Below are 20,525 nucleotides of genomic sequence, written 5' to 3'. Positions count from 1 at the left end.
CCAATCAGCACATCGTGGGCTTAACTTAGGTGCCATGACCTCCCCCCGCTCCACCTACGGCGGCGGCTACTACGCCGCACCGTCGTTCCCCGACACTCCGATCTACGACTCCCTGGTCGCGGAGCGGGGCACCCCTCAGATCGCACCGATCCGAGTGCCTGCCGCCTATGACACCGGCAACAGCTATCTGCCGGCCCTGCCGGCCCTTCCCGCGGCTCCCGCCCAGCCGTCCTACGGCTACCAGCAGCCCGCGCCGCCCCAGTACCAACAGGCACCGATGCAGCCCGCACAGCTGCAGCACGCCCCTGCGCCGTACATCCCGCAGCAGCCGGGGGCGCCGCGCGGTTACCAGCCCCAGCCCCAGCCCCAGCGCCCCGCGCCCGGCACGGGGTACGAGTCGATGCGTCCGGCCTCGCCGTGGCCCGCACCGGTACCGTCGCCGTACGAGGACCCGTACAACCGCCCGTACCAGGGCCGGGGGTACTGACCGGCTGGCAGGATGGCCGCATGGATCTTCCCGTGCTTCAGGCCGTCCATATCCATCCGGTCAAGTCACTGGCCGCGTACGCGCGAAGCGAGGCCGCCGTCGAGCCATGGGGACTCGACGGCGACCGGCGCTGGATGCTGGTCGACGCGGCGGGCAAGGCCGTCACCCAGCGTCAGCGCGCCCGGATGGCACGGATATCCGCCAGACCACTGACGGGTGGCGGGATCGAACTGTCAGCGCCGGGGGACGCGCCACTGACAGTGCGGGTCCCCGCGCCGGGCCGTACGGTCGCCGTGGATCTGTTCAAGCAGAAGCTCGAGGTCGTGGAGGCGTCGGGGGACGCCCACGCATGGCTCGGAGCGCACCTGGGAACGGACGTCAGGCTCGTCCATCTCGACGCGCCCGCACACCGCAGGCTCATTCCGCCCGAGCACAGCGGGCTGCTCGATCCCGCGCACGCGCGTCCGGGAGAGACGGTCAGTCTCGCCGACGAGTTTCCGCTGCTGCTCACGAGCCTTTCCTCGCTGGACGCCCTCAACTCACTCGTCGCCCAGGGTGAGTACCCGGACGAGGGCCCGCTGCCGATGAACAGATTCCGGCCCAACGCGGTCGTCGAGGGCACCCCCGCCTGGGCGGAGGACGACTGGCGGCGGATCTCCATCGGGGAGGTCTCCTTCCGGGTGGTGAAGTCGTGCGGGCGCTGCGCCATCACCACGACCGACCAGGAGACGGCGGAGCGCGGCAAGGAGCCGCTGCGGACGCTCGCCCGTCACCGACGGGCCGGGACACAGTTGCTCTTCGGCCGGTATCTCATTCCTGACACCACCGGCGTGATCCGGGTCGGGGACCCGGTCCGCGTTCTCGGCTGAGCAGCCGACTCGTCAACTGCCGCCCCTCACGCGCGCTACGGTGGACCGGCCCGCCCGACTCCTCGGCAGGCGGACCCGGACTCAGCGCTGCCGGAACGGCGGCCGCACCGGCACATCGCACAGGACGCGGACAGGCACGAGGCAGCGCACACAGCACGAGGTGGGGGCACAGCAGCGCCATGGCACAGGGCACGGTCCAGGTGACGCACACCGGCACATCGCGATGGCGGCGCCGCACGGGTGAATACGCCTCCCTCACCGCCGCCCTGGAGGCCGCGGCCGACGGCGATGTCCTCACCATCGCCCCCGGAACGTACCGGGAGAATCTGGTGGTCCACCGCGCGGTGACGCTGCGCGGCCCCGAGGGGTCCGTCGGTTCCGTGCGGATCGCGCCGGTCGACGGCGTGCCCCTGACCGTCCGGGCATCGGCCGTCATCCAGGACCTCCATGTCGAAGGCCAGGACTCGGCGGCTCCCGCCGTCCTCGTCGAGGAAGGCACGCCGGAGCTCTCGGATCTGCGGATCGTGACCAGGTCGGCCGCCGGGATCGAGGTGCGGGGGGCCGCCAGGCCGTCCGTGCGGCGCTGCACCGTCGACAATCCGGCAGGCGTCGGCATCGCCGTGCTCGACGGGGCGGGCGGTGTGTTCGAGGAGTGCGAGATCGTCGCCGCCGGGCAGTCCGGCGTCGCCGTCCGCGACGGCGCCCACCCGCGGCTGGAACGCTGCCGGGTGCACCACACCTCGGGCGCCGGACTGAGCGTGACCGGCGAGGGCAGTTCCCTGGAGGCCGTGGGCTGCGAGGTGTACGAGGTCAAGGGCAGCGGGGTGCAGATCACCGCCCGGGGCACCGCTCATCTCACCGACTGCACCGTGCACCGCACCGCGGCCGACGGCATCACACTGGACACCGACGCGGTCCTCACGCTCGCCGACTGCGACATCCACGACATCCCGGAGAACGCGGTCGATCTACGGTCCCGTTCGGTCCTCACACTGACCCGTTCCACGGTGCGCAGGTTCGGCCGCAACGGTCTGTCGGTATGGGATCCGGGCACCCGGGTGGATGCCAACCAGTGCGAGATCCACGACAGTACGGGCGACTACCCGGCGGTCTGGGTCAGCGACGGCGCGACCGTGATACTGGATTCGTGCCGCGTCCACGACGTGCCGGACGCCCTCTTCGTCCTCGACCGGGGCTCCCGCGCCGACGTGGTGGACAGCGACCTCTCACAGATCCGCAACACCGCCGTGTCCGTGAGCGACGGGGCCACCGCGCAGCTCGACGACTGCCGCATCCGGGAGGCGTCCACGGGTGCCTGGTTCCGTGACCACGGCAGCGGCGGCACGCTGAACAACTGCACCATCGACGCCGCGCAGACCGGGGTCATCGTCACCAAGGGCGCCGACCCCACCATCGAACGGTGCACGGTCACCTCGCCGGCCGAGGCCGGCTTCTACGTCTCCGCCGAAGGGCGCGGCACGTTCACCAGCTGCCGGGTCACCGGGAGCGACGGCTACGGCTTCCACGTCATGGACGGCTGCCGCACCACCCTCAGCCGCTGCCGTACGGAACGCTGCGCCCGCGGGGGTTACGAATTCGCGGAGGGCGGCGCGTCCCAGGCCGACGGTCACGGGACGGGGCCGGTGGTGGACGACTGCACGAGCGACGAGAGCGGGCTGCTCGGCGCGGGGACCCCGCCGCCCGCGGTGCTGACGGCGACGCAGTCGACACCGGGACTGCTCAGCGCGATGCCGGACCAGCGCGTGCACACCACCGAGCCCTCCCCGGCGCCTCCGGCCGAACAGGTACGCGACTCCGGGGCCGTCCTCGGTGAACTGGACGCGCTGGTGGGCCTCGACAGCGTCAAGCGCGAGGTCCGGGCCCTGACCGACATGATCGAGGTGGGCAGGCTCCGCAAGGAGGCCGGTCTCAAGGCGGCCTCGGTGCGCCGCCACCTCGTCTTCACCGGCTCCCCCGGTACGGGCAAGACGACGGTGGCCCGGCTGTACGGGGAGATCCTGGCCTCGCTCGGGGTACTGGAGCGCGGCCACCTCGTCGAGGTGTCCCGGGTGGATCTCGTCGGCGAGCACATCGGCTCCACCGCCATCAGGACGCAGGAGGCCTTCGAGCGGGCGCGCGGCGGAGTCCTGTTCGTCGACGAGGCGTACGCACTGTCGCCCGAGGACTCCGGCCGGGACTTCGGCCGCGAGGCGATCGACACCCTGGTGAAGCTCATGGAGGACCACCGGGACGCGGTGGTGGTGATCGTCGCCGGGTACACCCACGAGATGGAGCGGTTCCTCACCGTCAACCCCGGTGTGGCGTCCCGTTTCTCACGGACCATCACCTTCAGCGACTATGTGCCCGGGGAGCTGCTTCGCATCGTCGAGCAGCAGGCCGACGAGCACGAGTACAGCCTGGCGGACGGTACGGGCGAGGCCCTGCTCAAGTACTTCACCGAGCTGCCCAAGGGCCCCGCCTTCGGTAACGGCCGGACCGCGCGCCAGACCTTCGAGTCAATGGTGGAGCGGCATGCGGGAAGGGTCGCCCAGCTCGTCGAGACGAGCACGGACGACCTCACGCTGCTCTACCCGGAGGACCTCCCCGAGCTGCCCTGAACCTCTCCGTCGGCCTGCCGGGGCAGGGCCGGCCCGAGCCGTTCGAGCAGGGCGGCCCGCTCCAGCGCGAAGACCGGGTCGGCCTGGTAGTCGGAGTGCCCCAGGATCGGTTCGGGCAGCGGGAGTTCGGGGGTTCGGCCGTAGACCAGGGGGTCCTTCAGCGGCCCCCGGTCGACCTCGGGCCGACCGCCCTCCTCGATGCCCACCGGCCCGCCGATCGGGTCGGTGGCCCGCCACAGATTGCGCCAGCAGTGCACGGACCTGTGCAGTCCCTCCAGGGCCACGGGGCCGAAGTAGGCCGGGAACCAACGGCCGTACAGCCGCTCGATCGGCGAGCCGTAGGTGAGCAGCGCGACCCGGCGCCGGGTGGCGTCGGGAAGCTGCCAGACCGCCGATGCCGCCAGGACGCTGCCCTGGGAGTGCCCCGAGATGACGAGCCGGCCCCGGGTGCGTCCGGTCCAGGCCGACATCCGGGACGACAGGTCGGGAACGGCCCGCTCGGCGTAGCAGGGCGGGGCGAAGGGATGGGCGGCGCGTGGCCAGTACGTACCGACGTCCCAGAGGATGCCGATGGTGCGCCTCGCGGAGACGTCACGATAGGCCCGCCGGCCCCAGGTGACGAAGAGTATGAAGCCGACGCCGACCATCCAGGAGCCGGTCGACTGTGCGGCTTCCGCGAGCGATTCGACGACGGGCGCCGCTCCGTCCATGGCCAGTCCCGGCACCTGGCCGGTGGCCCAGGAGCCGGCGACCGCTCCCGCGCCGAGGAACAGGGTGGCGCCGGAGAGGGCGCCGATGAGCCGGGGTGCGGTGTCGGTGAGCGCGGCGGTGGCCCGGGTCCTGGCGATGCGCCGGGTCCGTTCGGGGTCCGGCCGCCGCTCGCCGTACTCCTTCTCGACGGCCGGGCCCATGCGGCGGGCGCTGCGCGCGGTGCGCACGATCAGCGTGAGGACCGGGACGAGCAGGAGCAGGAGGAGGACGGGGATGACGGACGCCTGCCAGCTCAGCAGGACGGGAGGGCCCTCGATCACGGACCCGCGGCCCATTCCGGGGGTGCCGGACCCGTCCAGCCAGTCGGCGACGCGCTGGGCGACGCCGCCGGTCATGACACCGCCGAGTGCACAGGCCAGCGTCGCGACGGCGGGTCCGCCCAGACCGTAGAGCGTGGTGCGGGATTCGGGGTTACGGGTGTAGAGGCTCAGGGCGACGGCGGCGAGCGCGGTGACCAGGACGCCCTGGCCGATGGCGAGCACCCGGAAGGTGACCTCTCCCGGCAGCGTGCCGTCGGACACCCAGCCGGGGCGCGACCAGGAGGCGTACACCGCGCAGAGGAGGAGCAGGGCCAGTGCGGCGCCCGGCAGGAAGGTGACGACGGCACGGTCGATCCTGTTGTCCAGGCGACGTTCGCTACGGCCGCGGCGGCAGACCACGAGGACGACGACGAGGCCGCCCACGACGAGCGCCCCTTCCAGTGCACCGCCCAGGACGCCGGGTACGGGACCGTCGGCGGCCCGGTCATGCCGGGCGGCGGGCCCGCCCACCGCGGCGGCGACGGTGAGGAATCCGGCGGCGGTGTGCGCGGCGCGCAGCCGGGCTACGAGCCGGCGTCCGAACCAGAAACCGGGCCTGCCGAGCGCGGGGCGGACGGTGGGCGGGCCGTCGACGGCGGGGCCGGGGCCGGGGTCGAGGTCGAGGTCAGGGTCGAGGTCGGAGGACGCGCCCTCCGTATCGGTGGCGGCGGCCTCCGCTTCGGCCACCGTCCGTTCCGGTGCGTCGAACGAGAGCGGGCGGGCGGACTCGTACGCGCTCCAGGTCCGGTTGGACAGGTACCAGAGCAGCCCGACCAGCGCGGTCGGCACGAGCGCGGCCACGACGAGCCGGCGGCCTGGCTGCGACCACCAGCCGTCCTGGGCCGTCGAGAGGAAGCCCAGCCAGGAGCGCTGTCCGGAGCACTCCGGTTCCCCCGCGCACTGCCAGGCCGCCAGGTCGAGGGCGACCTCGCAGGCCGCTGCCGTGAGGAGCACGGTGAGGCTGAGGGCGACGAGGCGCACCAGCAGCCCGTACAACCGGACCGCGCGGGGCCGGCCCGGCGCGGTCGGCCTCATCCAGTGGGCGAGGTTGACGACCATGAAGGGGAGCAGGAGCAGCCACAGGGCGCGGGAGCCGTTGCCCGAGGTGAGGTTGGACCAGCAGTACGCCTCAGCGACCGGCTCGTCGCGCTGCCGTCGCGGATCGCCCTCGGCGGCGATGTCCTCCGTACGGCGGTAGATGGCCGCGGTGGCGTCACCGGTGACCCGGGTCGTCCGCGGGTCGCGCAGCATCTCCTGGGGGGTGGTTCCGCCGACACCGTGGACCAGGAGTTCCAGCGCGGCGCCCGGGCTGTGCGTGGGCTGGGTGTCAGGGGGCAATTCGGTGACTCGCTCTCTGGGCCGGGCGGCCAGTTGGCCGGCGGAGAAGGGGCGGTGCCGCGCGGGCGGTGCGCGGTCACCAGAATCGCGGACAGGAGCGGCTCGTGGCACCGGTCTCACCGAATCTCCCCAGTGATACCGGCCAGGGCACTGCGTGGCAGGATGAGCACGTCCGGCAGGCCGCTGCGGGACCGTACGGCCAGAGGGAAGGAACGGACCCGACGTTGAGCGAGAATCAGAACCTGCTCGCCGAGCAGCGACGTGCCCTGATCCTCGACGAGGTGCGCAAGCGTGGCGGGGTCCGGGTCAACGAGCTGACGCGCAGGCTGAATGTCTCCGACATGACGATCCGTCGAGACCTGGACGCACTGGCCCGCCAGGGAGTCATCGAGAAGGTGCACGGCGGCGCGGTTCCCCTGGTCGGGACGAGTACGCACGAGCCCGGTTTCGAGGCCAAGTCGGCGCTGGAGCTGACCGCCAAGGAAGACATCGCGCGGGCCGCGGCCGTCATGGCCGTGCCCGGCAGCGCGATCGCGCTGTCCGGCGGGACGACCACGTACGCCCTGGCCCAGCAGCTCCTGGACGTGCCGGATCTGACGGTCGTGACGAACTCGGTGCGGGTCGCCGACGTGTTCCACGGCGCGCAGCGCACAGCGGCCGGCGGTGGTGGACGGGCAGGGGCGGCCACGGTCGTGCTGACCGGTGGCGTGCGTACGCCTTCGGATTCCCTGGTCGGTCCTGTCGCCGACCGGGCGATCGCCTCGCTCCACTTCGATGTGCTGTTCCTCGGGGTGCACGGCATCTCCGTCGAGGCCGGCCTTTCGACGCCGAATCTCGCGGAGGCCGAGACGAACCGCCGCTTCGTGCGGGCCGCGCGGCGGGTCGTCGTGGTGGCCGACCACACCAAGTGGGGGACGGTGGGCCTGAGTTCGTTCGCCACGCTCGACGAGGTGGACACGTTCGTCACCGATGCCGGACTGCCTGCGGGCGCACGGACGCAGATCGAGGAACATCTGCCGGACCTGGTGGTGGCGGGCGGTCCCGCGGACGTGGTTCTCTGAGGTCTCGTACCCGCCACGTTCCGCTCAGCTCGCGGCAGGCCCCGGACGTCCTAGGATCGTGTTGTGGCCGTCTTCCGGATCGAGCGTTTCACCCATCTCCCCGCTGCCGAGGCATGGCGCCGGGTGACCGACTGGGAGCGGCACGGCGCGGTCGTCCCGTTGACCTCGGTGACCGTGCCCACCGGTCTGCCCACCCGGATCGGCACCGTCTTCGTGGCCCGGACAGGCCTGGGTCCGCTGGCCTTCGACGATCCGATGGAAGTGGTCAGGTGGACACCTCCCGCGGCCGGGCGTGCGGGCCTCTGCCAGTTGGAGAAGCGCGGCTCCGTGGTGATGGGCCGGGCGGCGATCGATGTCTATCCGACGGATTCCGGCTCCCACGTGGTGTGGGTGGAGGAGCTGCGTGTCCGGTTGCTGCCGCGGTTGGCTGATCCGCTGGTCGCCTCCGCGGGCCGCCGGGTCTTCACACGGGCGCTCGACCGGCTGCTCGCGGGGGGCGCGGACGGCCGGCCGTAACCCTGTGCGGTGTGACCGTCACATGATCGAGTCGTTTGTCCGGTGACGGTATCCGCCTACGGCTCGGAAGGCACCCATTTCATGCCGACCCACCACCCGCAGCAACCGCAGCAACCGCAGCAACTGTCCGACGGCGACCGTGCGCCTTCCGGAGTGCAGCAGGCCGAGGCCGCACTCGTCGAGCACTATCCGCGGCTCGTCAGGCTCGCCCTGCCTCGTCCTCCCGCCGTCGCTCGGCCGGCACCGGCGGGTGCTCACCGCGCACGGCACGGTGCAGCGGGCCCTGCCCGGTCCACGAGCGAGCCACGAGCTGCCTCGTGTTCCCGCTCTCCCCCGCGTCCCCGCGCAGAGCCGGGGTGCCATGCCCATGGGGGCGGAGGCGCGTACGGAGGCTCCCGCGTACGCCTGGATGCGGCTACGGGTGCTCCGCACCGCGCTGGCGTACGAGCGGCGGCCCCGCTGGTGGCCCGGCCGGCTGCCGGCACCGGCCGCCCTGCGCCCGACGATCCCGGTCGTCTGGGGTCTGCGGCGGTTCCCCAGGGCGGGCGGCGTCGAGGAGCTGACGCTGGACAGGGCGCTCTCCCGGGTGCCGGGCACGGTTCGGGCAGCACATCCTGGCGGGTACGCACTGGAAGGCGCCGTCGGGCCGTTGGTACGTGCTCGCGGCGGGGAGCCGGGCCGTGAGCCGCATCGAGGCGAAGGGCGCGGCGCGCGGCACCGCGGACGGTACGACGCTCGCGGTACGCGCTCCGCGGAGCGCGTCGGTCGACCTGGTGGCCCGGCTGAACACCGGCGGGACGCTGAGCGCCGTGCGATGAGCGGCGAGCGATGAGCGATGAGCGGCGAGATGGAGATGTGCGACGGGGAGATGTGCGACGGGGATGTACGCAACAGTGACGCGCACGACGGCGGACAATTGGCCGTGCGGCCGCTATGGTGTGCGCGGTTCTGTCCGCAGCGACCCGCACCGGAGGTGCGTCCATGGCACGCCGACTCCGCCCCGTGGGGCTCGACTTCGTCGCTTCCGCCCCGCTGCGCCTGGTCTTCGCCTCCGAGCTGTCCGCGCCACCGGAGGTGGTGTACCGGGCACTCGCCGAGGATGTGGAGTCCTGGCCGGGCTGGTTCACCTCGGTGACGGACGCGCGGCCCGCCGACGGCGGCGCGGGCCGGGTGGTCCGGCTCAAGGGCGGCACCGTGTTCCGGGAGACGATCGTCGCGCGGGAGCCCGGCGAGCGGTACGCCTACCGGGTCGATGAGACCAACGCCCCCGGGATGACTGCTTTGTTGGAGGAGTGGCGGCTCACTCCCGCGGTCACGGGGACACGGGTGCAGTGGACGTTCGCCACGGATGGCGGGACCTTGTTCCGGTTCGGATTGCGGCTGGGGCGTGCGGGGCTCGGGCGGGCCTTCCGGGGCGCCGTGCGCAACCTCGGGCGGCGGCTGGACCAGGCCGCCGCCTGACGCCCGCGCGGCCTACGCCCGCCAGCTCCCGGTGGCCAGGAAGGAGTCGATCGTCCCGGTGTACGGGGCGATGTCCAGGCCCTGTGCGGTGAGCCAGCTGTCGGAGTAGTACTTGTCGAGGTAGCGGTCGCCCGGGTCGCAGATCAGCGTGACGATGCTGCCGGTGCTGCCCTGTTCCACCATCTCGGCGACCAGCTTCAGCGCACTCCACAATCCCGTACCCGTGGAGCCGCCCGCCTTGCGGCCGATGGCACGTTCCAGCGCGCGTACCGCGGCGACACTGGCCGCGTCCGGCACCTTCATCATCCGGTCGATGGCGCCCGGCAGGAAGCTGGGTTCCATCCGGGGCCTGCCGATGCCCTCGATGCGGGAGCCGCAGTCGCTGGTGGCCAGTGGGTTGTCGTTGGTCCAGCCGTCGAAGAAACAGGAGTTCTCGGGGTCGGGCACACAGATCCGGGTGTCGTACTGCATGTAGTGCACGTAGCGGGCGATCGTCGCGGAGGTGCCGCCCGTTCCCGCCGTCGCGACGATCCACGCCGGCTCCGGATACCTCTCCAGCCGAAGCTGCTGGTAGATGGACTCCGCGATGTTGTTGTTGCCGCGCCAGTCCGTCGCCCGTTCCGCGTAGGTGAACTGGTCCATGTAATGGCCGCCGGTCTCGGCGGCGAGGCGCGCGGACTCCTCGTACAGCATCCTGGAGTCGTCGACGAAGTGGCACTGCCCGCCGTGGAATTCGATGAGCCGGCACTTCTCCGGGCTGGTGGTACGCGGCATCACGGCGACGAACGGCACCCCGATCAGCCTTGCGAAGTACGCCTCCGACACGGCCGTCGAACCGCTGGACGCCTCGATAACCGGCTTACCCTTGCGGATCCAGCCGTTGCAGAGCCCGTACAGGAAGAGCGAACGGGCGAGCCGGTGCTTGAGGCTGCCGGTGGGATGCGTCGACTCGTCCTTGAGGTAGAGGTCGATCCCCCACTGCTCGGGCAGCGGGAACCGCAGGAGGTGCGTGTCGGCCGAGCGGTTGGCGTCGGCATGGACCTTGCGTACGGCTTCCTTCAGCCAGGCCCGGTACTCGAGGTCGGAACGGTCGATGTCCACGGTCACCGCAGCACCGCCGTCACGTCTGTGCCCACTGGTGTCCATCAGCGTTCCTCCTCGTGTCACCCGTACTCGCCGCTCCCACGTTATTCCCCCCACCTGCACAAACGTTCACTTTGATGGCCCATAGGACTGCCTTGGGTGACGACCGGCCGCCCCCTGGCGCCGAGGCTCCGGTCCCAGGCACACTGCACGGGGAGAGACAACCGAAAGGGGGCGATTCACCGTGCGGGAAGCGGAGTTCAGCGCGAGTGGGGTCAGGATCGACCGGTGGGCCCGCTCACTCACCAGAGCCGGATCCGTCGTCGTCAAGGACGGCCGGGTGGCCCTGCTGACGAGCAACGGCCGGGAGATCGACAGTGCTCCGGTGGGAGCGGTCAGCGTGGGGAAGGGATGGTTCCCGGCGGCCGGCTCGACGGTCGCGCGGCTCAACGGGGTGCGCTACCGGCTGACGATGGGGCAGCGGAGCCGTGAACCCGACGGGGCCGCTCCGGCCCGCCGGCTGCTCGACGTCCTGCGCGGCGCCGGGGTCGAGGGCAGCGGGCGTTGACGGCGGGCCACCGCGAGTTGCGGAGCGCGACCGCCTGCGTCACGCTGGACCCACGTCACTGATGGTGCACCGGCGGTGACACTGTGATCCAGTCTCCGCCGGAGCGCGACAAACGGACCAGAGACAGCAGCCAGCACCTGCTATCCGTTCCTTCGTCTTCTTCCGGACCTATTTCGGGGAGTCGCAGCCGTGATCAGCGAGCCAAGCAGGCACTGCGCGGTGGAGCTCCAAGCCCTGCCGTCGCGGATCGGTCAGGTCCGCAGAATAATCTCGGCGCAACTGCGCTACTGGCATCTCGATCCTCTGATCGACCAGGCAGCGCTCGGCGTCACCGAACTGCTGACCAACGTCCACCGGCATGCACAGCCGGACAAATCATGCACCGTCGAGATCGAGCTGCTGCTCGACCGTCTGACGGTCTCCGTCCACGACCACGACCCACGTCTGCCGACCCTGAACGACGCCGACTCCGACGCCACCTCGGGTCGCGGACTGGCACTGATCGCCGCGGTCAGCGAGAGCTGGGGCGTGCGGCCGGCCGACGGGGCGGGCAAGAGCGTCTGGTTCACCCTCCCCGCGCCGTGCGGCACGTCCACGCTGCCGCCGCTCGCGGTGTACGGGTCGACCACCGACGGCCCGTTCGCCTTCGCCGCCCTGGAGACAACCGCACAACCGCCCGCCCGGTCGGCTGTCGTCGGCTGACGGGCGCGGCGAACGGGCCCCGCGCCACTGCGGGGCGATGGCACGCAGTACGTCCATGCCGACCGGCTGACGGCCTACCGGCCAGGCCGTCAGCCGACCGGTGCGCCGTCGCCGAGTCCCACCGGGCCCACGATCAGCAGCCTGTCCGCGAGGACGACGACCTCGTCCGCGTGGGCGGCCGCGACCGGGTCGCGGGCGACCGTCTCGTCGCCCGCGGGGGAGTCGAGGGTGCCGGTCGGTTCGCCGGCGAAGACACCATCGCGGCCGCCCGCGAACACCCCTGCGGCGATGACTCGTCGCTGCGGCGCTTCGTGACAGATCCGGTCGACGCCTCGGCGCCACCGCCAGACGCCTGAGAGTCCGTCAGGTGCCTATGCGGCCGTCAGGTGCTTGAGCGCCCGTCAGGTGTCTGGATACCCGTCAGCACTTCGGCGCGCGCCAGCACTTCGGCACACGTCAGGCCAGGGCGGCGAGCGGGTCGTCGAGCACCGGCTGCCAGGCGAGTTCGGCCGCGCCCACCAGGCTGTTGTGCGCCAGGGTGCACGGCAGGATCGGAACGCTGCCGCTGCGCCCCCAGAGGCTGCGGTCGGCCACCACCGCGCGGAGCCGCTCCGGATCGGCGTCGAGGAGGTCGCGATGGAGACCACCGAGGATGATGCGGTCGGGGTTGAGGATGTTGACGAGTCCGGCGAGACCCAGGCCCAGCCGGTCGATCAGTTCCTCGGCGGCGTGGCGTACCGCCACGTCCTCGTACTCCGTACGCAGCAGATCACCGGCCTGTTTGAGCAGCGACTCCTCCGGCCCCGGTTCCCTGCGGGCGGCCGTGAGGAAGGCGAGCGGGTCCGTCTCGACATCCAGGCAGCCACGGCCGCCACAGTGGCAGGGCCGCCCCTCGGCGTTCACCGTGAGGTGCCCGACCTCCAGCGCCAGCCCGGAACTGCCGCTGTGCAGGCGCCCGTCGAGGACCAGGGCGCCGCCCACGCCGCGGTGCCCGGTGGCGACACACAGGAGATGCTGCGCACCGCGCCCGGCGCCGTGCCGGTGTTCGGCGAGGGCGGCCAGGTTGACATCGTTACCGGTGAACGCGGGCCCGGTGACGCCTGTCTCCCGGACGCAGTCGGCGAAGATCTCCCGGACGGGCGAGCCCGCGGGCCAGGCGATGTGCAGCGGGTTGAGGGCCGTACCCTCCGGCTCGGCGACGGCTGAGGGAACGGCCAGCCCGGCGCCGACACAGCGCAGACCGGTGTCGCGCAGCAACTGGGCACCGGCGGCGACGACTTCGCCGAGGACCTGGGCAGGGTCGGCCATCACGGCGACACAGCCGGGCGCGGTGGCGACGATCCGGCCACCGAGTCCGACGAGCGCGGCACGGAAGCCGTCGGCGTGCACCTGGGCGGCGAGCGCCACCGGGCCGGCCTCGCTGACGGCGAGCCGGTGGGAGGGGCGGCCCTGCGATCCGGCGGCCGAGCCGGGGCTCGAGTCGACGCGAATGAGCCCGAGCGCCTCCAGCTCCGCGGCGACCGCGCCCGCGGTGGCGCGGGTGACGCCGAGTTCGGAGGTCAGGACGGCGCGCGTGGGCGCGCGTCCGGTGTGGACCAGTTCCAGCGCGGGTCCGAGCGCGCTGCGGCCCCGCTCCAACTTGGTCCGGGTAGTGGTCGCCTTGCCGTTCATGGGGGCGAGTCTCCCATGATCCGAGCCCCCGCGAGACGCCCAGGCGCCCTGCGGCGTCTGCCATGGGGGCGGCGGGCCGCCGTCTTGCGTCTGCCGTCCGGGCACCTCTATGCTGAGTTTGTGCCGCAACTAAACAAACTGCGGACGGCCGTACCGGGGGGAACTGGCGGAGACACCGCCCCACCCTCGTCGGCCCGACTCCGTACCGCCCTGACCCTGTTCTTCGCCCTCGACGGCTTCCTCTTCGCCGGCTGGGTGGTCCGCATTCCGGCCATCAAGCAGCAGACCGGCGCCACCGCCTCCACCCTCGGACTCGCCCTGCTGGGCGTCTCCGCCGGCGCCGTGATCACCATGATGCTCACGGGCAGGCTCTGCCGGCGTTACGGAAGTCACGCCGTCACCGTCGTCTGCGCCGTGCTTCTCTCCCTGAGCATCGCGCTGCCCGCCCGCACCCACTCGCCGCTCGGCCTCGGGCTGGTCCTGCTGGTGTTCGGCGCCGCGTACGGCGGCGCGAACGTGGCGATGAACAGTGCCGCAGTCGACCTCGTGGCCACCCTCCGCCGCCCGGTGATGCCGAGTTTCCACGCCGCGTTCAGCCTCGGCGGCATGATCGGCGCCGGGCTCGGCGGGCTGGTCGCCGGACGCCTGTCCGCCGCCACGCACCTGACCGCACTCACCTGCATCGGGCTGCTGCTGACCGCGGTTGCCGGACCGGCGCTGATGCGCCACAAGAACGCCTCCGCAGCAACCGCCCCCGGACGGCCCGCCACCGCTCCCCCGCGGCGGCTGAGCGGAAGGGCCCGCCGGATCGTGCTCCTCTTCGGCGTCATAGCCCTCTGCACCGCGTACGGCGAAGGCGCACTGGCCGACTGGGGCGCCCTGCACCTGGCGCAGGACCTGAACGCCGCTCCCGGCCTCGCCGCCGCCGGGTACTCCCTGTTCGCCCTGACCATGACCATCGGCCGGCTCAGCGGCACAGCCATGCTGGAGCGCCTCGGCCAGACCCGTACGCTCGCCCTCGGCGGCGCGACCGCCGCGGCCGGAATGCTGCTCGGAGCGCTCGCACCGACCACCTGGCTCGCCCTTGTCGGCTTCGCCGTCACCGGCCTGGGACTGGCCAACATCTTCCCCGTCGCGGTCGGCCGGGCCGGCGAGCTCGCGGGGCCCAGCGGAGTGGCCGCCGCTTCGACACTCGGTTACGGCGGAATGCTGCTGGGTCCGCCCGCCATCGGATTCCTGGCCGACTGGTTCTCCCTGCCGGTGGCCCTCACGACGGTGGCGCTCCTCGCCGCGGCCGCGGCGGTGCTGGGGTTCGGCGCGCGCAACGCCACGCATGCGTGAACGGACCGGCCCGCGCGCTCTCGCCGCCCAGGCGCGAAAACAGCCGGGCCCCACTGCCCCTGCCCCTGCCCCTGCCCCTGGCAGAATCGCGACATGAAGATCGCCGAGCACATCAAGTCACTAGCCGCAGAGGGCCGTTCGCTTGCTGCGGCGACCGAGAAGGCGGGACAGGGCGCTCCGGTGGCGACCTGTCCCGGCTGGCGCGTGCGTGATCTGCTCCGCCACACCGGAATGGTGCACCGCTGGGCTACGGAGTTCGTGGCCGAGGGCCACACGGCGTACCACCCGGACGGCGGCGAACCCGATCTGGACGGGGCCGAGTTGCTCGCCTGGTTCCCTGAGGGTCACGAACTGCTCGTCGACGCGCTGACGGCCGCGCCCACCGGCCTCGACTGCTGGTCGTTCATGCCCGCGCCCTCCCCGCTGGCGTTCTGGGCGCGACGCCAGGCCCATGAGACCGCGGTGCACCGGGCGGACGCCGAATCGGCGCTCGGCGGACCACTGTCACCCGTCGGGGAAGCCCTCGCGCTGGACGGAATCGACGAACTGCTCACGTGCTTCCACGCCCGTCCGAAGAGCCGGGTGCGCACCGACGTACCGTGCACGCTGCGGATACGCGCCACGGACGCCGACGCGGTGTGGACCGTACGCCTGTCGGCCGAACCGCCACAGGCCGTACGCCACGAGGGCACCTCGGAACTCGCTTGGGTGGACTGCGAGTTGAGCGGCGAGGCCGGGAAGCTGTACTTCGCGCTCCGGAACCGGCTCCCCTCGTCAGCGGTCACGCTCACAGGTGACGAGGGGCCGGCCCGGATGTGGGCCGAGAACTCAGGGGTCAGTTGGTCGTGACGTACGACGGGGCCCTCAAGGGACCGGAGGCCTCATTGCCTCCGGCTCCCGCCCCTGTGACACTTCGGGCATGGGACGACGCAGCCAGCAGGACCGCGACGCGATCACCGTCGAGATCGGTTACGCCCTGGTGAGCGCCTCCTTCGTGGCAGCGGCCGGATTCGCGGGCATCACCGCCCCGGCCCTGGTCCTGGATCTGTCCGACACCGCGGGCCGCGTCCTGACCGCCGTCGGCGGCACGGTCGCGGCCTTCGCCTTCGTCGCCCGTCTCGTCCACGTCCTGTGGCGATTCCCGCGCCGCCCGGACGGTCCCCCACCGCCGTCCCAGCCGAGCAGGACCGGCCGTACGAGCCCCGACTCGTAGGCGGGAACGACGAGTTGCGCCGAAGGTGGCGAGACCGGTGCCGGGCGGGACGGCGTCCCGCCGTTCTTCGGTCTCGGCGGTGACGGACAGCCCCGTGCTCGCCCAGGGCCTCCTTGCCGGTGGACTCGATGGTGGTGAGGGCGATGCGGGCCGGCTCGGGGTCGGAGTCGAGAAGAGCGAGGCCCACCAGTCGTGGCCTGAGCCGAGCCGTGGCCCGACCGAGCCGTGGCCTCGGGCCCTTCAGTCGCGGTGCGGCCGGGCGCTGGACGCGGACCGTACGTCTGTCAGGCCCACCGTGCGGGCCAGCTCTCCCGCCGCCTGCCGGAACAGCGGCTCCCTGGCCTCGACGACCCGGTTGAACTGGCCGAAGACCTCGAAGGAGATCAGGCCGAAGAGCTGCGCCCATGCGGCGACGAGCCCGGCCACCGCTGCGGGCGGGAGGTCGGGGGCGAGGTCCGCCGACATGCGGGCGGCATCGGCACGCAGTTCTTCCGCAAGGGGCAAAACCGCCAGGCCATGGGTTCGGTAGGCGTCCTGGAGGAGATCGATGAGGACCAGCCCCACCCGGGAGGCAGGGCCGATCGTGTCCTGCGGGGCGCTGTAACCAGGGACCGGCGACCCGTAGATCAGGGCGTACTCATGGGGATGGGCGAGGGCCCATTCCCGTACGGCGCAGGCGACCGCCGTCCACTGCTCCCGGTGCCGTCCGGGAGAGTCCGGACCCGGTGCCCCCGCACCCGAGCGCGCCCCCGCAGGCCGGCCGGCCGCTCTACGGGGAGCGGCGCGGGCGGCGTCCCGTGCCGCTTCCGCCGTCTCGCCCACGGAGTCGTAGGCGTCGACGATGAGTGCCGTGAGGAGCTCGTCGCGGCTGGGGAAGTAGCGGTAGAGCGCGGACGAGACCATGCCCAGTTCCCGGGCGACCGCGCGCAGGGACAGTTTCGCGGCGCCGTCCGCCGCGAGCTGTCTCCTCGCCTCGTCCTTGATCGCGGCGGTCACTTCGATACGGGCGCGCTCCCGGGCTCCTTTGATCTTGCTCATGGCTTCTACTCTGCCACGGGATCAGAGCAGTGGCCACCATTGAGAGCAGTGCTCTTGCTTTTGCGCAGCAGTCTCGTACACACTGCTCTCAAGCGAGAGCACCGCTCTCCAAGTGCCGGAGGTCAGCCATGTCCCAGCCGCAGCCACAGCCGTACTACCTTCGGGGAAACGCCTTCGCCGTCCGCATGAACAGCGTCATCGGCTGGCTCGCCCGGCACGGTGTCAGCCTGCTCGGCACGGCGGAGTTGTCCGTGCGCGGCCGCAAGAGCGAGCAGATGCAGCGCATCCCCGTGAACCCTCACACCCACGAGGGCGCTCAGTACCTCGTCTCGGCCCGCGGCCACTCCCAGTGGGTCCGCAACATGCGGGCCGCGGGCGGCGGCGAGCTTCGCGTGGGCCGCAGGAACCGGACCTTCACCGCCGTGGAGATCGCGGACGACGAGCAGAAGATGCTGATCGTCCGCGCCTACCTGGAGCGCTGGGGCTGGGAGGTCAACCAGTACTTCAAGGGCATCACCGCGAAGTCGACCGACGCGGAACTCCTCGCCGCCTGCCCCGACCACCCCGTCTTCCGGATCACCGTCCAGGACTGAGCCGGGGTCGTCGAATGCCGCGCCGCCGCCCGGCGCTCCGCCCGGCACCCCCGGCACCCGGCACCCGGCACCCGGCACCCGGCACCCGGCTAACGGTCCATCGCGGCCAGGGCCCGCTGCGCCAGCGGGTGGGTCCGCACCAGCTCGGCGAGCGAGGTCGTCCCCCGGGTCACTCCGGCGAAGGCAGTCCAGGCGGGCCGGAAGCCCGTCAGCACCGCGTGCAGCACCCCGGGGCGGCGCTCGAACAGCTTCAGCATGCGGCGGCCGACGCTCATCTCGACGCCCAGCCCCGCCTTGATGGCGAAGGCGTAGTTGAGGGCCTGACGCCGCGCGTCCACCGCGTCGTGCGACTCCGCGACCCGGACCGCCCACTCCCCCGCGAGGCGCCCGGAACGCAGGGCGAAGGAGATTCCCTCCCTGGTCCACGGCTCCAGCAGTCCCGCCGCGTCACCGCACACCAGTACCCGTCCGCGGGAGAGCGGCGAGTCGTCGCTGCGGCAGCGCGTCAGATGGCCGGAGGAGATCTTCGGCTCGAAGCCGGCGAGCCCCAGCCGGGCGATGAAGTCCTCCAGATACCGCTTGGTCCCCGCACCGTCCCCCCGCGCCGAGATCACACCGACGGTCAGCGTGTCGCCCTTGGGGAACACCCATCCGTAACTCCCGGGCATCGGGCCCCAGTCGATGAGCACCCGCCCCGCCCAGTCCTCCGCGACCGTCTCCGGAACCGGGATCTCCGCCTCCAGGCCGAGGTCCACCTGGTCGAGCTTCACCCCGACATGTGCCCCTATCCGGCCCGCACTGCCATCGGCTCCGACGACCGCCCTGGCGAGAACGGTCTCACCGCCGGCCAGCACGACGGCGACCGTACGCCGGTCCGGCACGGCCGAACCGTGCTGCTCGACGCGCACCACCGCGACACCCGTGCGCAGTTCGGCGCCCGCCTTCTGCGCGTGCTCCACCAGTCCGGCGTCGAACTCGGGCCGGTTGATCAGTCCGAAGAGCATGCGCCTTGACCGGCGCGTACGGGCGAACTTCCCGTTGAGCGAGAAGGTCACCGCGTGGATCCTGTCCCGCAGGGGCAGTTCGAAGCCCGGCGGCAGGGAGTCGCGCGAATATCCGATGATGCCGCCGCCACACGTCTTGTACCGCGGCAGTTCCGCCTTCTCCAGCAGGAGCACCCGTCGGCCTGCGACGGCCGCCGCATACGCCGCGGAGGCTCCGCCCGGACCCGCGCCGACTACGACCACGTCCCATACCGACTCCGGTACCGACGGCTCTTCGTGCTCACGTCCGGCGTCTGCGTTCTCGCTGCTCACGATGTGCTTCTGCTCCCGATCCGACCTCTGGCCCCAGCTGCTCACGGCATCCTACGGCGCATCCCGGCCGCACCCCCCTGTGGGAGGATCGGCCATGCTTTTGTCGTACATTCGACGCCGCATCCAGGGCGTCACCCACAATGCGTACACCACCGCGCCGTACACATAACGTCGCACCCACGAGGAGCGTGCCCATGACCGCCCGTCCGATTTTCGAGACCGTCGCCGCGCTGATGCCCCGTGCCGAGCAGGAGCTGGCCGAGCTGGTGGCGTTCCGGTCGGTGGCGGACCCCGCGCAGTTCCCGAAGAGCGAGTGCGAGGGGGCCGCCCGCTGGGTGGCCGACGCGCTGCGCGCCGAGGACTTCCAGGACGTCGCCCTGCTCGACACACCTGACGGCACCCAGTCCGTCTACGGCTTCCTGCCCGGCCCCGCCGGTGCACCGACCGTACTGCTCTACGCGCACTACGACGTACAGCCGCCGCTCGACGAGTCCGCCTGGCTGTCCCCGCCGTTCGAGCTGACGAACCGCGACGGCAGGTGGTTCGGGCGCGGCGCCGCCGACTGCAAGGGCGGCTTCATCATGCATCTGCTCGCGCTGCGCGCCCTCAAGGCGAACGGTGGGGTCCCGGTCTCCGTCAAGGTGATCGTGGAAGGCTCCGAGGAGCAGGGCACCGGCGGTCTCGAACGGTACGCCGAGGCACACCCCGGCCTGCTGACGGCCGACACGATCGTCATCGGTGACACCGGGAACTTCCGGGTCGGCCTGCCCACGGTCACCGCGACCCTGCGCGGAATGACGATGCTGCGGGTGACGCTCGACACCCTCGAAGGGAACCTGCACTCGGGGCAGTTCGGCGGCGCGGCCCCCGATGCGCTGGCCGCGATGATCGAACTGCTGTCGTCGCTGCGCGCGGCGGACGGTACGACCACGGTGGACGGCCTCACCACGGACGCGGAGTGGGACGGGCTGCAGTACCCCGAGGCCGAGTTCCGCAAGGACGCGAAGGTACTGGACGGTGTGGAGCTGATCGGTACGGGTACGGTCGCGGACCGCATCTGGGCGCGGCCCGCCGTCACCGTCATCGGGATCGACTGCCCGCCCGTCGTGGGGGCCACGCCGTCGCTCCAGGCGAGCGCGCGGGCCCAGATCAGCCTGCGGATCCCGCCGGGCAGGGACGCCGTCGAGGCGACCGAGCTGCTGACCGCGCATCTGGAGTCGCACACTCCCTGGGGTGCGCGGATCACCGTGGAGCAGATCGGCCAGGGCCAGCCGTTCCGCGCCGACATCACCAGCCCCGCGTACACGTCGATGGCGGACGCCATGCGGGTGGCGTACCCGGGCGAGGAGATGCAGTCCTCCGGTATGGGCGGCTCGATCCCGCTGTGCAACACGCTGGCCGGCCTGTACCCGGCGGCGGAGATCCTGCTGATCGGCCTGAGTGAGCCCGAGGCCCAGATCCACGCCGTGAACGAGAGTGTGTCGCCCGAGGAACTGGAGCGGCTTTCGGTCACCGAGGCGCTGTTCCTGCGGAACTACGCGGAGTCGAAGAAGGTCTGACCGCCGCCCCCGGCGCCGGCG

The 20,525-nt window shown here is 71.9% G+C and carries 19 protein-coding genes and 2 pseudogenes; 15 read left to right on the top strand and 6 right to left on the bottom strand.

Annotated elements, in window-relative coordinates:
* Positions 1–34: 34 nt before the first annotated feature.
* The 3 genes from F0344_RS32655 to F0344_RS32645 all read left to right on the top strand — a co-directional run bounded on the left by F0344_RS32655 (position 35) and on the right by F0344_RS32645 (position 3,974).
* On the top strand, positions 35–487 hold the full coding sequence (locus tag F0344_RS32655; RefSeq protein ID WP_185302200.1) for a DUF6643 family protein: 453 nt from the start codon (positions 35–37) through the stop codon (positions 485–487).
* A gap of 20 nt (positions 488–507) precedes the next feature.
* Positions 508–1,356 carry an MOSC domain-containing protein gene (locus F0344_RS32650; protein ID WP_185302199.1) on the top strand — a complete coding sequence of 283 codons (849 nt, stop codon included), beginning with the start codon at positions 508–510 and terminating at the stop codon, positions 1,354–1,356.
* A gap of 179 nt (positions 1,357–1,535) precedes the next feature.
* Positions 1,536–3,974, top strand: coding sequence for a right-handed parallel beta-helix repeat-containing protein (locus F0344_RS32645; protein WP_185302198.1), 2,439 nt, complete (start codon positions 1,536–1,538; stop codon positions 3,972–3,974).
* On the opposite strand, the gene F0344_RS32640 is transcribed toward F0344_RS32645, so the two are convergent.
* Positions 3,944–6,295, bottom strand: a complete 2,352-nt coding sequence (locus F0344_RS32640) for a hypothetical protein (RefSeq protein WP_258050319.1) — start codon at positions 6,293–6,295, stop codon at positions 3,944–3,946. The genes F0344_RS32645 and F0344_RS32640 overlap by 31 nt on opposite strands.
* 311 nt (positions 6,296–6,606) lie before the next feature.
* Between F0344_RS32640 and F0344_RS32635 the strand changes: the two genes are divergently transcribed.
* The 5 genes and pseudogenes from F0344_RS32635 (at position 6,607) to F0344_RS32620 (ending at position 9,420) form a co-directional block, all read left to right on the top strand.
* Positions 6,607–7,443, top strand: coding sequence for a DeoR/GlpR family DNA-binding transcription regulator (locus F0344_RS32635; protein ID WP_185302196.1), 837 nt, complete (start codon positions 6,607–6,609; stop codon positions 7,441–7,443).
* Between the two features lie 63 nt (positions 7,444–7,506).
* The gene (locus tag F0344_RS32630) at positions 7,507–7,959 is read left to right on the top strand and encodes an SRPBCC family protein (RefSeq protein ID WP_185302195.1); all 453 of its coding nucleotides are present in this window, start codon (positions 7,507–7,509) and stop codon (positions 7,957–7,959) included.
* Between the two features lie 81 nt (positions 7,960–8,040).
* Positions 8,041–8,569: pseudogene (locus tag F0344_RS36275) on the top strand (hypothetical protein); the annotation flags it as partial.
* 70 nt (positions 8,570–8,639) lie between these two features.
* Positions 8,640–8,777 (top strand): hypothetical protein, encoded by a 138-nt coding sequence (locus tag F0344_RS36270; protein WP_258050333.1) that lies wholly within the window; start codon positions 8,640–8,642, stop codon positions 8,775–8,777.
* Between the two features lie 163 nt (positions 8,778–8,940).
* Positions 8,941–9,420 carry an SRPBCC family protein gene (locus F0344_RS32620; RefSeq protein ID WP_185302194.1) on the top strand — a complete coding sequence of 160 codons (480 nt, stop codon included), beginning with the start codon at positions 8,941–8,943 and terminating at the stop codon, positions 9,418–9,420.
* 12 nt (positions 9,421–9,432) lie between these two features.
* Here the strand turns inward: F0344_RS32620 and F0344_RS32615 are convergent, their stop codons facing one another.
* Positions 9,433–10,566 carry a PLP-dependent cysteine synthase family protein gene (locus tag F0344_RS32615; protein ID WP_185302193.1) on the bottom strand — a complete coding sequence of 378 codons (1,134 nt, stop codon included), beginning with the start codon at positions 10,564–10,566 and terminating at the stop codon, positions 9,433–9,435.
* A 181-nt stretch (positions 10,567–10,747) separates the two neighbouring features.
* On the opposite strand from F0344_RS32615, the gene F0344_RS32610 reads away from it, so the two are divergent.
* Together F0344_RS32610 and F0344_RS32605 are read left to right on the top strand one after the other, a co-directional pair.
* Positions 10,748–11,071, top strand: coding sequence for a hypothetical protein (locus tag F0344_RS32610; RefSeq protein WP_185302192.1), 324 nt, complete (start codon positions 10,748–10,750; stop codon positions 11,069–11,071).
* Positions 11,072–11,260: 189 nt separating this feature from the next.
* Positions 11,261–11,773: an ATP-binding protein gene (locus tag F0344_RS32605; RefSeq protein WP_185302191.1), complete on the top strand. Its 513-nt coding sequence runs from the start codon at positions 11,261–11,263 to the stop codon at positions 11,771–11,773.
* Between the two features lie 131 nt (positions 11,774–11,904).
* Here the strand turns inward: F0344_RS32605 and F0344_RS32600 are convergent.
* Together F0344_RS32600 and F0344_RS32595 are read right to left on the bottom strand one after the other, a co-directional pair.
* A pseudogene (locus F0344_RS32600) lies at positions 11,905–12,075 on the bottom strand (ABC transporter ATP-binding protein); the annotation flags it as partial.
* A 154-nt stretch (positions 12,076–12,229) separates the two neighbouring features.
* Entirely contained in the window at positions 12,230–13,444 is a 1,215-nt protein-coding gene (locus F0344_RS32595; protein ID WP_185302189.1) for an ROK family protein, read from the bottom strand.
* Positions 13,445–13,564: 120 nt separating this feature from the next.
* On the opposite strand from F0344_RS32595, the gene F0344_RS32590 reads away from it, so the two are divergent.
* The 3 genes from F0344_RS32590 (at position 13,565) to F0344_RS32580 (ending at position 15,998) form a co-directional block, all read left to right on the top strand.
* Positions 13,565–14,785, top strand: coding sequence for an MFS transporter (locus F0344_RS32590; protein ID WP_185302188.1), 1,221 nt, complete (start codon positions 13,565–13,567; stop codon positions 14,783–14,785).
* A gap of 93 nt (positions 14,786–14,878) precedes the next feature.
* On the top strand, positions 14,879–15,634 hold the full coding sequence (locus tag F0344_RS32585) for a maleylpyruvate isomerase family mycothiol-dependent enzyme (RefSeq protein ID WP_185302187.1): 756 nt from the start codon (positions 14,879–14,881) through the stop codon (positions 15,632–15,634).
* A gap of 70 nt (positions 15,635–15,704) precedes the next feature.
* On the top strand, positions 15,705–15,998 hold the full coding sequence (locus F0344_RS32580; protein WP_185302186.1) for a DUF6332 family protein: 294 nt from the start codon (positions 15,705–15,707) through the stop codon (positions 15,996–15,998).
* Between the two features lie 240 nt (positions 15,999–16,238).
* Here F0344_RS32580 and F0344_RS32575 read toward each other — a convergent pair whose 3' ends face one another.
* Positions 16,239–17,036: a TetR/AcrR family transcriptional regulator gene (locus F0344_RS32575; protein ID WP_185302185.1), complete on the bottom strand. Its 798-nt coding sequence runs from the start codon at positions 17,034–17,036 to the stop codon at positions 16,239–16,241.
* Positions 17,037–17,164: 128 nt separating this feature from the next.
* Here F0344_RS32575 and F0344_RS32570 point away from each other — a divergent pair, with 128 nt between their 5' ends.
* The gene (locus F0344_RS32570; protein ID WP_185302184.1) at positions 17,165–17,629 is read left to right on the top strand and encodes a nitroreductase family deazaflavin-dependent oxidoreductase; all 465 of its coding nucleotides are present in this window, start codon (positions 17,165–17,167) and stop codon (positions 17,627–17,629) included.
* Between the two features lie 89 nt (positions 17,630–17,718).
* Here the strand turns inward: F0344_RS32570 and F0344_RS32565 are convergent, their stop codons facing one another.
* A complete protein-coding gene (locus F0344_RS32565) occupies positions 17,719–18,945 on the bottom strand; it encodes a geranylgeranyl reductase family protein (protein ID WP_185302183.1) in 1,227 nt (408 codons plus the stop codon).
* A 194-nt stretch (positions 18,946–19,139) separates the two neighbouring features.
* On the opposite strand from F0344_RS32565, the gene F0344_RS32560 reads away from it, so the two are divergent.
* Entirely contained in the window at positions 19,140–20,504 is a 1,365-nt protein-coding gene (locus F0344_RS32560; protein ID WP_185302182.1) for a dipeptidase, read from the top strand.
* The last annotated feature ends 21 nt before the right edge of the window (positions 20,505–20,525 follow it).

Source organism: Streptomyces finlayi (assembly GCF_014216315.1).
GTDB classification, from domain to species: Bacteria; Actinomycetota; Actinomycetes; order Streptomycetales; family Streptomycetaceae; genus Streptomyces; species Streptomyces finlayi_A.
The sequence above is the reverse complement of the archived record's forward strand: the minus strand, read 5'-3'. Positions and strand labels throughout refer to the sequence as shown.

Bases quoted from the DNA above. Each gene is read 5' to 3' on its own strand.
- F0344_RS32620 (WP_185302194.1), top strand. From the start codon at position 8,941: ATGGCACGCCGACTCCGCCCCGTGGGGCTCGACTTCGTCGCTTCCGCC.
- F0344_RS32650 (WP_185302199.1), top strand. From the start codon at position 508: ATGGATCTTCCCGTGCTTCAGGCCGTCCATATCCATCCGGTCAAGTCA.
- F0344_RS32585 (WP_185302187.1), top strand. From the start codon at position 14,879: ATGAAGATCGCCGAGCACATCAAGTCACTAGCCGCAGAGGGCCGTTCG.
- F0344_RS32640 (WP_258050319.1), bottom strand. From the start codon at position 6,295: ATGCTGCGCGACCCGCGGACGACCCGGGTCACCGGTGACGCCACCGCG.
- F0344_RS32580 (WP_185302186.1), top strand. From the start codon at position 15,705: ATGGGACGACGCAGCCAGCAGGACCGCGACGCGATCACCGTCGAGATC.
- F0344_RS32655 (WP_185302200.1), top strand. From the start codon at position 35: ATGACCTCCCCCCGCTCCACCTACGGCGGCGGCTACTACGCCGCACCG.
- F0344_RS32645 (WP_185302198.1), top strand. From the start codon at position 1,536: ATGGCACAGGGCACGGTCCAGGTGACGCACACCGGCACATCGCGATGG.
- F0344_RS32575 (WP_185302185.1), bottom strand. From the start codon at position 17,036: ATGAGCAAGATCAAAGGAGCCCGGGAGCGCGCCCGTATCGAAGTGACC.
- F0344_RS32595 (WP_185302189.1), bottom strand. From the start codon at position 13,444: ATGAACGGCAAGGCGACCACTACCCGGACCAAGTTGGAGCGGGGCCGC.
- F0344_RS32570 (WP_185302184.1), top strand. From the start codon at position 17,165: ATGTCCCAGCCGCAGCCACAGCCGTACTACCTTCGGGGAAACGCCTTC.
- F0344_RS32615 (WP_185302193.1), bottom strand. From the start codon at position 10,566: ATGGACACCAGTGGGCACAGACGTGACGGCGGTGCTGCGGTGACCGTG.
- F0344_RS32560 (WP_185302182.1), top strand. From the start codon at position 19,140: ATGACCGCCCGTCCGATTTTCGAGACCGTCGCCGCGCTGATGCCCCGT.